General features: G+C 35.3%; 7 protein-coding genes. 5 read left to right on the top strand and 2 right to left on the bottom strand.

What is annotated here, in order from left to right:
• The first annotated feature begins 745 nt into the window (after nucleotides 1-745).
• The 4 genes from OQ292_RS20410 (at nucleotide 746) to OQ292_RS20425 (ending at nucleotide 10,962) form a co-directional block, all read left to right on the top strand.
• On the top strand, nucleotides 746-4,027 hold the full coding sequence (locus OQ292_RS20410; protein WP_284686280.1) for a SusC/RagA family TonB-linked outer membrane protein: 3,282 nt from the start codon (nucleotides 746-748) through the stop codon (nucleotides 4,025-4,027).
• 24 nt (nucleotides 4,028-4,051) lie between these two features.
• On the top strand, nucleotides 4,052-5,854 hold the full coding sequence (locus tag OQ292_RS20415; RefSeq protein WP_284686281.1) for a RagB/SusD family nutrient uptake outer membrane protein: 1,803 nt from the start codon (nucleotides 4,052-4,054) through the stop codon (nucleotides 5,852-5,854).
• 84 nt (nucleotides 5,855-5,938) lie between these two features.
• A complete protein-coding gene (locus OQ292_RS20420) occupies nucleotides 5,939-9,436 on the top strand; it encodes a VCBS repeat-containing protein (protein WP_284686282.1) in 3,498 nt (1,165 codons plus the stop codon).
• 2 nt (nucleotides 9,437-9,438) lie between these two features.
• On the top strand, nucleotides 9,439-10,962 hold the full coding sequence (locus OQ292_RS20425) for an FG-GAP repeat domain-containing protein (protein WP_284686283.1): 1,524 nt from the start codon (nucleotides 9,439-9,441) through the stop codon (nucleotides 10,960-10,962).
• Between the two features lies 1 nt (nucleotide 10,963).
• Here OQ292_RS20425 and OQ292_RS20430 read toward each other — a convergent pair whose 3' ends face one another.
• Entirely contained in the window at nucleotides 10,964-12,502 is a 1,539-nt protein-coding gene (locus tag OQ292_RS20430; RefSeq protein WP_284686284.1) for an FG-GAP repeat domain-containing protein, read from the bottom strand.
• A gap of 166 nt (nucleotides 12,503-12,668) precedes the next feature.
• Complete coding sequence (locus tag OQ292_RS20435) at nucleotides 12,669-14,216, bottom strand: SDR family NAD(P)-dependent oxidoreductase (protein WP_284686285.1); 1,548 nt, start codon at nucleotides 14,214-14,216, stop codon at nucleotides 12,669-12,671.
• Between the two features lie 311 nt (nucleotides 14,217-14,527).
• On the opposite strand from OQ292_RS20435, the gene OQ292_RS20440 reads away from it, so the two are divergent.
• Nucleotides 14,528-15,823: a DEAD/DEAH box helicase gene (locus OQ292_RS20440; protein ID WP_284686286.1), complete on the top strand. Its 1,296-nt coding sequence runs from the start codon at nucleotides 14,528-14,530 to the stop codon at nucleotides 15,821-15,823.
• Nucleotides 15,824-15,830 lie beyond the last annotated feature (7 nt).

Genomic DNA, 15,830 nt, shown 5'->3' on the forward strand with positions numbered 1-15,830 from the left:
TAATGAAAGAATTTTTTAGAATGGAAAAATTGGTCAACAATGAGCCAGACTAGGCTTCGACTTTGTTAAAGATATTGAATGTACTTTTTAATTCCGAGAATTAGCACCACTTAATTTTTGGTATTATTTAAGTTGCCAAAATATAAATTCTGTAATATATTAAAATTATCAATAAGCATAGTTTAATAAATAAACTTATTGAAAACCTTAGATTATTGGTATTTTATCTAGAATTTATTTGATAAATTTTATTTAAAACAAAGTGTAAGAGGAGAATTAAATTTAAATTAATTTTATAAAATTAAGATAGTGCAATTCTGCGGTGTATAAATTTCTATAATATTTATTAAAAAAAGTTGATTTTTTCTAAAATAAGGCTTTATATTAGGTGCAGGAATACTTTTATAATAACTAATATTTTTACTATCTTTATCTTATAGTCCTAAAAACAGGATATCTTCACAACCAGAGTTTCAATAAATACTATCACAACCTTACAATAAGAGGCATTAAAATTACCATCAAATATTATTAAATATGAAAATGATTATTGATTCATTACTCTGTCATACCCTTCTTAATACATATATTTTTAACCTTTTTAATCAAACTTAAGTGAGTAAGAGTAGCTAAGCTATACTCTTAATACATGATGCTTTATTAAAAATTCTATGCTAAAAAAGTATAGGGCTAAACGACCTATACCATTATTTTAAAATTCCCTTAATATAACTCTTAATTAAATATGATGATGAAAAATTACTTCGATTATGGGAGGGGTGTATTTATTCTAGTCTTTTTGGCTAGTTGTTTCTCTTTGAATGCACAAAGCAAAGAGAAATTGGTATTTTCTTCTACCAAAACACCAACCTTCAGCAACGTACAAACACCTCTTCAGCGCAGCATAAGCGGTGTTGTGACTTCTTCGGAAGACGGACAACCTCTACCTGGTGTAAGTGTATTGATTGTCGGCACTTCTACAGGTACAATTACTAACATCGATGGCAAATACCAAATTGAAGCAAACTCTGACCAAGTTTTACGCTACAGTTTTATTGGTTTCGTAGGTCAAGAAGTACAAGTTGGCAACAGCTCTGTATTAGATATTGCCTTAGAACCCGATGTTGAACAGCTTGAAGAGGTTATCGTAACAGGGTATACATCTGAAAGAAAAGCTGATATTATTGGATCTGTTGGCGTTGTGGATGCAAAAAATGCACTTTCTACACCGTCTGCTAACATTGCACAACAACTTCAAGGACGCGCAGCAGGTGTTACAATATCTGGTGACGGAGCTCCTGGTGAAGGTGCAAAAGTAAGGATTAGAGGTTTTACTTCATTTGGTCAAAGTAATCCTCTTTATGTAATCGACGGTGTACCAACACAAGATCCCGCTACTATTAACCCGAATGATATTGAGTCCATCCAAGTATTGAAAGATGCAACTGCTGCTTCTATCTATGGAGCTCGTGCAGCACAGGGTGTAATCATTATCACAACTAAAAGAGGTTCAGAAGGCAAGATTGACATCTCTTACAATGGTTATGTAGGTACTACTAAAGTGCCCGAGAGAAGCTATTTAGATGTGATAAACACAGAGCAGTATCTCGATTATTTACAGAGGTCTCAACCTTCAACTTTTGTGCATCCAGTTTTTGGACAAATGAGTTCAGCTTCAATTCCAGAATACATCGTTTCTAGCCCTGGTTTCAAAGGTGGTGTATCGGCAAATGACTCAAGAGCTGATCCAAGCTTGTACGATATTTCAGATTATGGTGCACCTTATCAAATCTTAAAAACTAGTGATGGTACAAACTGGTTCGATGAAATATTGCAAAGTGGCTTAATCCAAAGTCATCAAATTTCTGCTACTGGTGGTAATGCATCTGCCAATTATGCAGTTAGTTTTAACTACTTCAATCAAGAAGGAACACACAAATACACAGATTACACAAGATATTCAGCAAGGGTAAACTCTTCATTTAAACCAAACAAATGGTTTAGCTTAGGTGAAAACTTACAGATTATTAATGAAGAAAGTAATGGTAGCAGAACGAGAGGTGAAGGCGGTCCTTGGGGCTGGGCTTACCGTTATGTGCCTTACATTCCTGTATATGATATTGGAGGCGGTTTTGCAGGTAACTCAGTGGGTGAATCTGGTAACGCATCTAACCCTGTAGCAGTACTCACTAGAGAACAATACGATACAAGGCAAACTTGGAGAATATTCGGTAATATGTTTGCTGAAATTTCGCCAATAAAAAATTTAAAAGTTAGGTCTTCATTCGGTATCGATTTTAACAATGCCTATAATGAAGATTACGCCTTTAAATCTTATGAAAACTCTGAAAACCGTGGTTTAACTGCTTATGGCGTTAATAATAATAGTAACCTCACTTGGACTTGGACCAATACAGCCAATTACACTAAAAACTTTGGCGCAAAACACCAGGTAAAACTATTAGCAGGTACCGAAGCGATTAACAGAAATGCTAGAGGTATTGGAGTCTCAACAAATACTTACGATTTTGAAGACCCTAATTTTATCAACTTAAATACAGATCAATTCTCTACACCAAATGCTTATGATAATCAAGCCATTAGAGAATCTTTGTATTCCGTATTTGGTCGTGTTGATTATATCTTTGCTGATAAATACCTTTTCAATGCTACAATTCGTAGAGATGAAACTTCTAAATTATACGAAGATGTAAGATATGGTACTTTCCCTGCATTTGGTGTTGGTTGGAGAATCTCAGAAGAAAGTTTTATGCAAACTATTTCTTGGATTGAAGACTTAAAAATCCGTGGTGGTTGGGGACAAATGGGTAGTATAAACAACGTTGACCCGAACAATCAGTTTACCCTCTATAATGCTAATGTTGGTAGTTCATTTTATGATATCAACAGAACAAACAATTCTGCAACAGTTGGTTATAGACCTTCTCGTACAGGAAGTTTAACAACTCAGTGGGAATATTCTGAAACAACCAATATTGGTTTTGATGCGACACTATTTGATGGTGTAATTGACTTAACTGTCGATTGGTATCAAAATAACACGAATGACTTGTTAGTACAAAAAGTAGCAGCACCAACAGAACCTCAGGTTGCACAACCATATATCAACCTAGGACAAATGGTAAATAAAGGTTTTGATATTTCATTAACCAACAGAAACCAAATTGGAAACTTTTCTTATGATGCAACTTTAATTTTCTCTCGCTATGTAAATGAGGTTACCAATATTGATGGCAACCCTGAAACATTCATTTCAAGAGGTGGAGATAGAATCTCAGACATCGTGAGAACTAAAGCGGGTAACCCTATCGCTTCTTTCTGGGGTTGGGAAATTGATCCTAACGATCGTTTCTTTGATACTCAAGAAGAGATTGATGCTTTAGAACAAGATGGTGCTGTAGTTGGTAGCTGGAAATATGTAGATCAAAATGGTGATGGTAAGATTAATAATGATGATCAAACATTCTTAGGTAACCCTCACCCAGATTTCGTAACTAGTTTAAACTTGGATTTGAAATATAAAAACTTCGATTTCAATATATTCTTAGTGTGGAACCAAGGTAATGACCTATTCAACAATGTGAGTTACTTTACCGATATGAGAGTTTTCGTAGGTGCAGTATCTGAGCGAGTTGTTAATCAAGATTGGAGACCTGGTCAAGACAATAGTGGAGCTACTCACCCTCGTTTAGCACCAGGTGCTGAAAGTGGTTATACTCCTTTTACTCGTACTACTTCTAACACTTTCTATGTTGAAGATGGTTCGTTCTTAAGAGGTAGAACTGCTCAGTTAGGTTATACATTCAATCCTGCTTTATTATCTAAACTTGGTCTTGGTAGTGCAAGAGTTTATGTGCAAGCACAAAACTTCTTTACCATAACCAATTACTCAGGTTCTGATCCTGATATCAATATCCAAGGTGGAGATGACTTAACTATGGGAGTTGACCGAGGTGCATTTCCATCTATCGCACAATACTTAATCGGTTTAAATTTCTCATTATAAAATCTATTAAATCGTAACTATAATATGAAGAATTATATAAAAATATTGATTGGCTTATCAGTAATATTGCTATTGCCATTCTCTTGTAGTGATGAATTTTTAGAAGTATCACCTCCGGGTTCTTACTCTGAGCCTGCGCTACAAAATGCAGCAGGTGTAGAGGGTATGTTAATTGCAACCTATTCAGCGTTAGATGGCACTTGGTTCGAGAGTTGGGATAATAACCAATTTAACCAACAAGGAGGTGCATCAAACTGGGTTTGGGGTGGCGTTCGTTCTGAAATCGCCTACAAAGGTTCTGAACCTAGTGATGGTGTATTACTAAATGATATGGAAAGATCTGAAGTTTTACCAAGTAACGGCGAACTTAACAACAAATGGGGCGCTATTTATGATGGTATCGGCAAAGCAAATGCTACAATTAGAAATATTCCTCTTGCTGCTGATTTAACAGATGAACAAGCTGTTAGAATTTTAGCAGAAGCACGTGCATTAAGAGGACATTATCACTTCGAAGGAGTAAAAGTTTTTGGAAGAGTGCCATATGTTGATGAAACAGTTGGGATAGAAACTCCTTTTGCAGAAGTAAAAAATCCTGCCATTGGAGAAGCATTAATCTGGGATCAAATTGAAGCAGATTTCCAATATGCTTACGATAACCTTTCAGGTACAATGCCAAACCCAGGTAGAATTAATAAATATGCCGCTGGTGCTTTCTTAGCTAAAGTTCATATTTTCCAAGCAGATTGGTCTGCTGCAGAAGCTATTTTAGATGATGTGATTAATAATGGTACTACTGCTTCAGGTGATGCTCTAGCATTGATGGATAACTTCCACCATAACTTTAGAGCAGATTTTGAAAATGAAAACAATGAATCATTATTTGGTTACGAAGCATCTTTTGGTGATGGTTCTATTAGTAATGGTAACTATGGATGGACATTGAACCAACCTCACGGACCAGTTCCAACTAACTGCTGTGGTTTCTTCCAACCATCTCAAAACTTAGCAAATAGTTATAAAGTTGATGCCGACGGCCTACCTTTAATAGATACTTTTAATGATACAGACCTAATTACAGATGAAGGTTTAACAGCTGCTGATGCTTTCACACCAGATGAAAGCTTACTAGACCCTAGAATAGACTGGACAATTGGTAGAAGAGGTATTCCTTATTTGGATTGGGGTGTTAACCCAGGTGTAGGTTCAGATGTTAGCTGGGTAAGACAAGTAACCAATGGAGGTCCTTATAACCCTGTAAAAACAGTGCCTACAATTGCAGAGTTTGATGCTCAATTAGCAGGTGTAATTGACTGGGGTTTTACTTCTCAGGCTAAAAACGTACACATAATCAGATTTTCTGATGTAATACTAATGGCTGCTGAGGTTAAAGCTGAATTGGGCAAACTAGCAGACGCAACCACATTAGTAAATAGAGTTAGAGAAAGAATGTCAGATTCTGCTGGTTGGGTTACAGATGAAAATGGTGACCTAGCTGCTAATTATTCTATAGGTATGTATCCAACTTTTGCATCTCAAACCGCAGCTTTACAAGCTATACGTTTCGAGCGTAAGATTGAATTGGCAATGGAAGGTCACAGATTCTTCGACCTTGTAAGATGGCATTTAAATTCTGGTAGCAGTGCATTAGCCTTCGATATGATCGCATATATGAATACTTATTACGAAACTGAATCGGTAAAAAGACCTCACTTAGCAGGTGCAGTTTTCAACGAAAGAGACTTATATGCGCCAATACCACAAACAGTAATTGCAAATGGTACAGTAGATGGGGTGCAAAATATTACCCAAAACGCTGGATTCTAAAAAACTAATATTATAAAAGCTAAAGACTGCCTTTAATGGCAGTCTTTGCTTTTATCTATCAAAATATTGACTAACAAAACTTATATGAATAAAAACTTTACAGTAATTTTAAGTCTAATTGTTCTTTTGAGTTGCCAGAAAAAAGACGAAAAACTGCTAGAACTATTAGATCCATCATATACTGGTGTCACTTTTCAAAATAAAATTGTAGAAAACAAACAGTTCAACATTCTAGATATTTATTATCTCTACAATGGTGGTGGAGTCTCTGTTGCAGATTTTAATAACGATGGTCTCACCGATATTTTCTTTACAGGAAATATGGTGGAAAATAGACTATATCTCAACAAAGGAGATTTACAATTTAAAGATGTTACTGATGAAACCGGTATTGGAGCACTTGGTAAGTGGAGTTATGGTTCTTCAGTTGTCGATATCAATTCAGATGGATTAATGGATATTTATGTATGCGCTTCTATTTCAGCCGATCCGGAAGAACGTACAAACATGTTATTTATAAACCAAGGGATTAACGAAGACGGAATCCCCACTTTCGAAGATAAAGCAAAAGATTTTGGCTTAGCCATAGATAGCTATAGTACACACGCTGCATTTTTTGATTATGATCAAGACGGTGATTTAGATGTACTAGTACTCACTAACGCAAAAATAGAAGGCATTCCATCAGTATATAAATCGAAAGTAAATGATGGCTCCTCTCCCATTACCGATCAATTATATAGAAATAATGGCGATGGCACATTTACAGAAGTTTCTACAGAAGCAGGTATCGTAAGTGAAGGTTTTGGTTTGGGAATCGCCACCTCAGATTTTGACCAAGACGGCAATGTAGACTTATACATTGGTAATGATTTTATTACTAATGATTTGATGTACCTCAACAACAATGGTAAATTCTCTGAGAAAATTGACAGTGCCATTAAACATCAGTCTCGCTTCTCTATGGGGAATGATGTAGCCGACATCAACAACGATGGCAATGTGGATATTATCACGCTCGATATGCTTCCTGAGAAAAACCTAAGGAAAAAAACAGTGATGATTCCCAATGGTTATATCGTGTATATAAACGACTATAAGTATGGTTATACGCATCAATATGTGCGCAATATGTTGCAACTGAACAACGGGAACATGAAGTTTAGTGAGATCGGACAAGTTGCTGGCATACACCAAACTGAATGGAGCTGGTCTCCACTTTTTGTAGATTTTGACAATGATGGATACAAAGATTTAGCTATTACTAACGGCTATCCTAAAGATATTACAGACTTGGATTTTATCAACTTTAGAATGGAAACTTCAGGCTTTGTTTCTACCGAAGACTTATTGAAGCAAATTCCTTCTGTTAAAATTCCAAACTACGTATTCCGTAATAATGGCGATTTAACATTCGAAGACAATTCTAGTAATTGGGGCTTTACACAACCATCTTTCTCAAATGGAGCCGCTTATGCCGACCTTGATAATGATGGCGACTTAGATTACATCGTAAACAACATCAACGATCCTGCTTTTATCTATGAAAACACCCTTTATAAAGGCGAAAAAAGAGATTCTCACTATCTCCGAATCAAGTTAAAGGGAAATAGAAATAATGCTTCTGCTCTAGGCACCAAAGTAATTATCCAATATGACGGTGGTAAAAAGCAGTATCATGAGCAGAATATTTACAGAGGTTATGTATCTACAGTGGAAGATATTATCCACTTTGGTTTAGGCCAATCTGCAAAAATAGAAGAAGTAAAAGTTATTTGGCCAGATAAAAAAGTAACGATACTAAAAGATGTAAATGCAGATCAGGTTTTGAATCTTTCTCAAGCAGAAGCAAAAGCGGTAAATGAACAGAAAGCAACTGAAAAATCAACTTTGTTCAAACACATAAATAATGAAGTCGCTGTAAACTTTGTACATCAAGAAGAAGATTTCATAGACTATAACATGCAGCAAAGCATACCACATAAATTTTCGCAATATGGACCTTCTTTGGCGGTAGGCGATTTAAACGGAGATGGCATGGACGATTTTTATGTAGGTGGCTCTAAAGGTGTAGAAGGAAGTATCTTTTTCCAACAAAAAAACGGAAAGTTTACGCAAAGAAAAGGTGAGAAAAATACAGAGAAACAAGAAGAAGATATGGGTGTTCTCATATTCGATGCAGATGCAGATGGTGATAACGATTTGTATGTTTCTAGTGGCGGATTCGAAAACATGGAAGGTAGTGCTTCTATGAAAGACCGCTTATATTTTAACGATGGCAGCGGTAATTTAAAATTGAATGAAATTGCTTTACCTGCGCTTGCAAATAGCTCAAGTTGTGTACGTGGTGCAGATTATGATGGCGATGGAGATATTGACCTTTTCGTGGGTGGAAGAGTAAAAGTAAAAGCTTATCCACTTGCACCAAATAGCACTATTTTGGAGAATCAAGGCAATGGTGAGTTTAAAGATGCCACTAGCCAAATAAGTGAAGGATTATCGAATATCGGCATGGTAACCGATGCTATTTGGAGCGATTACGATAACGACAATGATGTAGATTTAATAGTAGTTGGTGAGTTTATGTCCATCACTGTTTTTGAAAATCAGAATGGAAAATTAGCTAAAGCAAGTACTACTGGGCTCGAAAGTTCTGGACTTTGGAATAGCATTATTGCTGGCGATTTTGATAAAGATGGAGATAGCGATTATATCGTTGGAAACATCGGCATCAATAATTTCTACTGTGCATCTCCAGAAACTCCACTTCAAATATTTGCCAAAGATTTTGATGATAATGGCGATGTAGATGCAATTATGTCTTGCTTCTTAAAGTCTGAAGATGGAAGCTTGCAATCTTATCCTGTACAGGCTTGGCAACAGTTGAGTAAGCAAAGTCCGATTTTTAGAAAAAGGTTTGCTTCTTACAAAGAATACGGCACTACTAAAATGAATAATTTACTCTCTCCACAAGAGTTGCAAGGTGCAACAATTTTATCTGTAGATCACCTAAAAAGCAGCTATGTGGAAAATCTGGGTAATGGAAACTTCAAAATATCTCCCCTTCCATTAGAAGCTCAAATTGCTCCGGTAAATGGAATGAATATAGGAGATTTTAATGGAGATTCTAATTTAGATGTCGCACTTGTGGGTAACGACTATGGCAATGAGGTAAATATGGGACAATACGATGCTTTAATTGGCTTAGTACTACTTGGAGATGGCAATGGTCAATTCAAACCAATGTCGGTTACAGAATCTGGGTTTATGGTAGAAGGAGATGCTAAAGCTTTAAGTAAATTGGTATTAGCCAATGAGCAAGAAATATATCTGGCAACACAAAACAGAGGTAAAATTGAGGTTTATGCTTCTGCCAAGCAGAATGCAAAAAATATAGAAGTTGCACCACTAGAATATAAAGCTGAGCTTACTTATTCTAATGGTAAAAAAGAGCAAAAAGAGATTCAATATGGATCAGGATTTTTATCACAATCAACAAGAAAAATAAGTATTGAACCAGAAGTTGAAAAAGTAGTTTTGTTTTCATATAATGGTGAATCCAGAACTATTGATATTGAGTGAAAATGAATAAAACTTTAATACTTATTAGTTTTTTGTTTTTAGTGGCTTGTGGTGAAAAAATTCATGAAAAACAAAAAGAATTAACTGTTGAGTCGATTGTAAAACTACAATGTGGCAGTTGCCATTTGTACCCGGAACCAGCCCTGCTGTCTAAAGAACAATGGATTAATGTGTTACCCCATATGGGGCTGAGACTGGGTATAAAATCGCCAAACATCGATGTAATTAACAAGTTAAAACTAGATGAGTCGACAAGAATTTTAAGTGAAGGGATTTTCCCTACAAATCAGCTAATACCAGATTCTACTTGGGAAAAAATTCAGGATTTTTATTTCGAAAATGCCCCAGATTCACTTGAAATTCCGACTCAAACTTATTCGAAGGAGCAACAAACTTTTAAATCCTATTTTCCGAAAATTAATTTAGCTGGCTCACCATTTATTTCTATGGTGAAATTCAATGCCGATCAAAAATTCTATTTGGGAGATTTGAAAGGTAATCTTTTACAACTAGATAAAAATTTAAAAATTGATAACTACACGAGTTTTCCAGTGCCATTGGTAGATGTAAATTTTGATGATAAAGGCCAATTATTAGCATTGAGTATTGGAGAGCTCTACCCCAACGACCGTTTAACAGGCGCCATAGCACAATTAGATACGGTAGATTATAACATCCCACAACTTATTTTTAAAGACTTACCAAGACCAGTTCAATTTGCTAATGCAGATTTAGATAATGATGGTTTAGAAGATTTGGTCATCTGCAACTTTGGAAATTACTTGGGCAATTTAACATGGTACAAAAAAACTACTCAAGGCAAATTTGAACCACATTTACTCAAAAAATCTCCGGGTGCTACTCGCTCTTATATCGACGATTTAAATAAAGATGGGCAGCTAGATATTATCACTCTTTTTGCACAAGGAGACGAAGGAGTAAGTATTTTTTATAATGAAAATGGCAATTTTACCGAAGACAGAGTTTTAAGATTTCATCCATTATACGGTTGCAACGATTTTGAATTAACCGATTTTAATGGCGACGGTTATAAAGACATCGTAATCTCAAATGGGGATAATGGTGACCACAGTGTTACTTTAAAACCATACCATGGCATTAGAATATTTTTGAATGATGGAAAGAATCAATTTGAAGAAAAATACTTCTTCCCTATGTTCGGAGCTTCAAAAGTGAGATCAAACGATTTTGATTTAGATGGAGATATGGATATGGTGGCTATTTCATTTTTTCCAGACCCAAAAAATGGTTTAAAACAAAGTATCGTATTTCTAGAAAATCAAGGAAACTTCCAATTTGCATCTCATGAAATTGATGGAGCTGACCAAGGTAGATGGATGGTAATGGATAGTGGCGATTTTGACCTTGACGGTGACACCGATGTAATTATTGGCTCTTTCACTTTAACCAATGAAGGCATCGATCGCGAAACTTTAAATCAATGGAGAAGCAGCAGTAATTACATATTAGTTCTTGAAAACCAAACCAATAAAAAAGTAAACTGATTTACTGGACTTTATCTTTCAATGTATTTTTCAAAATCATTAAAGGAACTGGATGTCTTCGCCAATTATTCATGATCTTTTTTGGAGCATCGGCTACCATAAACATGGCTGAACCTAGAAGAATATCTTTGTCTCCGTCTCCATCTAGGTCGCCAGTTTCCATGGTAAGCCATTTGCCAGTAGGTTGGTTTTCAAAAGTAGATGCTTCAAACTGATAGTAGCCTTTATTTTCATAATAGACAAAACTCTCTGCTGGCCTGCCTTCGTAATCTGGGAAATAAGAGATAGCTGCTAAATCTAAATCTCCATCCATATCGAAATCTTCTGCTTTTGCCTTAAATACACCATGATGCTCTATAAATAAAGCTTCTTCAAAATCCATATTTCCTTTGTTCAGGTATAATCTGATTCCGTGGAAGTTTTTTACAATCGGCATATAATCACCATTATCGCCATTTACATAAATAATATCCTCCAAACCATCACCATCAAAGTCTATCCAATCAAAATAAGTTGAGCCATAAGTTGGCGGAAAACGCATCAAAATCTTCTCAACAAACTTTCCATTTCCTTGATTTAAATACAAATAGAAGCCTTCATCTCCCTGTGCCATTAATGCTAAAATGTCTGTGAGGCCATCGTGATTAAAATCTGAAAGCACAGTTTTTATAGCGCCGGGCAACGATCGAAGTACATGTTTTTCTCGCTCATCTGATAACACATTACTATACCAAGCCAATTCTCCTTTATAATTTCCAAAGGCTGAAATTACAATATCTTCTTTTCCATCAGCATCTAAATCACCAAGTGAGGCATGAACTGGTCTCTGCAAATCATCAAGCAAAATTTCAGGTTCATCAAAGCCACCACTTTCATTCTTCGATACATAAGTTAAAGTACCAATCTTTTTGTTGTGAGGCATCACCTCTCCCATTGTTAATACAAAATAGCCGTTTTCAGTAATTGACAAATAAGAAGGTGAACCTGTTAGTTTAATGCTTTCCTTAATTCCTTCTTCTATATCAAAAACATGAACAGATTTACTAGATGCATTCCCAAAATAAAACTTGTGGGTTAATGTATCAAAATGAGTTAAAGTAATAAATGGTTGTGTATTTGGTAAGTTAGCTTCAACAACCTCAAAATCATTTAATTGCGGTTTAATATTTAATAGACTTTTACCGGTAAATGGAAGTGACGGTGACGCAGCAAGAACAAAGTTTTTAAGTTCTTGCCATTCTTCTAATGACATGGCAGTAGTATCAGGAAACAATGCCATTTCTTTTAGAGTGGTTATCTCATTGGCTTTGCCAGATTGGAGTCCAACTCTAGCTGCCATTTTAGGTAAAACATCAAACTCCCAAGTGTTTTTTATAAGATGTTTAGGATCGGGTAAAAGATGGCAGCTTTGGCAATTTTGAGATAATAATTGATTTTCTGCTTTATCTTCTTTTTTAGGTGAGCAACTAATTACTAAAATTATCAAGTTCAAAAAAAGAAACCTTCTCTTAGTAATTAGTTGCCAGTAAAAATTCATCATATTAGATATACTTATCAATCTTTTCATATTACTTACTGAAAGATAAGAAATCTAATTTAATTAGATACGCAATTGACAATATTAGTATATTATTCCTTTATTTAATACTTAAACAAAATAATAAATCAATATTATGCCATTATTAAACATATTCACTAAGCAAAGATTACCAATCAATTGGTCGGTAATCTTTTAAGAACTTGCCGCACCAGTGTTTGCCTGTATTTATTCCATCAATTAATGGATCGAGTACTCGGGCAGCACCATCTACAATGTCTAATGGAGGTTGGAAATCGTGAATCTCTTGTTTTCTTTTAGCCAATTCTATCGGATCTTCATCTGTAACCCAACCAGTATCTACGGCATTCATGTAAATACCATATTTGGCAAAATCAGTGGAAGATGTATGCGTCATCATGTTAAGAGCAGCCTTAGCCATGTTGGTATGTGGGTGACGATCTTCTTTATGAAAACGGTGGAATTTTCCTTCCATAGCCGAAACGTTGATGATATGTTTCATGCCTGTATTTTCCTTTTTCATAATATTCACCAATCTGTTACAAAGTACAAAAGGTGCAACAGAGTTAACCAATTGTACTTCGAGCATTTCGTTGGTATGAATTTCTCCCAATTTTAATCGCCAGCTATTGGTTTTTCTTAAATCAACTTGTTGTAAATCTGCATCAAGCTTACCTTGAGGAAAAACCTCTTCTGCTGTAAGAGAATTATCTATACTGTAAGGAATTTGCGATAATTTAGCCGATGCACTCATACCAATACCTAACTGCTTACCATGCCAGCTCACTGGTAAATTTTTCGCTTGCCCACTGGCAAAACCTGCACTCAAAGTATTGAGCTCATCCAAACAGAATTTATGGTCTGACAATAAATTTTGAGCATCTTTAGACAAATCTGCAAATGGTAATTCTTCATTTTCTATTAAATGCTGATAAAAGCCCGATGGTCTACGAACTGTTTGCGCAGCATTGTTTATCAATATATCGAGTCTATCATATTGCTGTTCGATAAAATTGCAAAAAATCTCAACACTCGGTATATGTCTTAAATCTAAACCGTGAATTTTTAAACGGTCTTTCCAAAGGTTATAATCAGACTCTTTTGAATATCTTAAAGCTGAATCAACCGGAAAACGAGTAGTTGCAATTACAGTCGCACCTGCTCTTAGTAGCATTAATGTAATGTGATAACCGATCTTTAATCGAGAGCCTGTAACCAAAGCCACTTGATCCGTTAGATCTGCAGTTTGGAAACGCTTGGCATAATTAAAGTCTCCACATTCCGGACACATAGCATCGTAGAAATGATGTAATTTGGTATATACACTTTTACAAACATAGCAGTTACGAGGCGACTCTAAATCAATACCAGTATCGCCAGTAAGAGAAATCATTTTTGGTGCAGTAAAAACCAAAGCTTCTCTAGCACTTCTAATGCCCGTATTTTTTCGCGCATGTCTATCTTTTTCAACTATTTTTCTTTTTGCTGCCTTCTTCGCATCTTTCTTTCTTCTTAAAAACTCTTCCCTACTTGGTCTAGACAGCAATCCCGCAGCCATAATAAGTGCTAGTCTTTTATCTTCCGGAATTTCAAAAATCTGATTGGTATCAGCATTTAATGTCTCCAATATAGTAATACACTGATCAATCTGTTCCTGTGTCAACTTCGGACCTTCATCTTTAGGCTCTTTTTCCATCTACGAGTTTATAAAAGCAAAATAATTAAACAATTGAATTAATTAACTAGCAAAGTTATTTAAAGATTTGAATACTAATACTAGTTGAAACTTAAAAAAATAAGCAAATTTTAAATCTGCATTTTTAGCTTAAATCTCCAATTTTTAATAGTTCCTTTCTAATTAAAAAGTTCAATTCAGCTATTCTTTTTAAAACTATATTCAATGAATTCTTAATAAAAAACACAAACTAATTTATTAATGCTACCTTTACATGTTTAATAAAGAGGTAACCTAGCATTATAGTGTTTATCTCATAAATACTATAATTTATGTCATTTGAAAAATTAGGCTTGTCCGAAGCCTTGCTAAAAGCTATTAGCAAAAAAGGATACACAACACCAAGTCCTATTCAGGAACAAGCTATACCAGCTATATTAGAAGGCAAAGACGTATTAGCGTCTGCTCAAACAGGAACCGGAAAAACTGCTGGTTTTACTTTGCCACTTCTACAAAGATTATCTGATAAAGCAAATAGAAAGTTTAGGCCAATTAGAGGTTTAATTTTAACACCTACAAGAGAGTTAGCTGCTCAGGTTTTTACTAATGTAAAGGAATATAGTGAATTCTTAGACTTGCGCTCGGCAGTAATTTATGGTGGAGTAAACCAAAATCCGCAGGTAAATGCTATTAATAGAGGTGTAGACATTTTGGTAGCGACACCCGGTCGTTTATTGGACTTGCACAATCAGAATCTAGTTTCACTAAAACATGTTAGAATTTTAGTTTTAGATGAAGCCGACAGAATGTTAGACATGGGCTTTTTACGCGATATTGAGCGTATTATGAAAGTGATGCCTGAAAGAAGACAAGGTCTTATGTTTTCAGCTACATTTTCTAAACCGATTAAAAAATTAGCCAATGGCATTTTAAATCAACCAGTGCAAGTTGAGGTAACGCCAGAAAATACCACAGTTGAATCAATTTCGCAAAAAATATATCGTGTAGCAAAGACCAAAAAAACAGGGTTAATTATCAAATTAATTTCTGAAGGAAACTGGACACAAGTTTTGGTATTTACCAGAACAAAGCATGGTGCCAATAGACTTTGTGAAAAACTGGGTAAAAATAGAATTAAATCTGCTGCTATACATGGCAACAAAAGTCAAGGTGCGCGTACAAAAGCCTTAGCAGGTTTTAAAGATGGAAGTATTAGTGTTTTAGTTGCTACAGACATTGCTGCACGTGGCTTAGATATACCTTTACTACCGCATGTTATAAATTTTGAGCTTCCTAATGTGGCTGAAGATTACGTACATAGAATTGGTAGAACAGGGCGTGCTGGAGCAAGTGGAGAGGCAATTAGTTTGGTAAGTGCTGATGAAACCGCTTACTTAAAAGATATTGAAAAGCTAATTGGAATTAAATTTCCGATTAATATAGTAGAAGGTTTTGAGCCTGATCCAAATGCATCGACAGAACCTATAAAGCAAGGCCAGAATAGGAATCAAAATTCACAGCCTAAAAAAGCAAAGAAGAAACCAAGCAACGGTAACTTTAACAACAGGAACAAAACCAATAATTCTGGTGCAGGCAACAGGAAAAGAAAAAGAATTAGAACTAAGTAATTAATAA

It is taken from the genome of Chondrinema litorale (genome assembly GCF_026250525.1).
Lineage (GTDB): Bacteria > Bacteroidota > Bacteroidia > Cytophagales > Flammeovirgaceae > Chondrinema > Chondrinema litorale.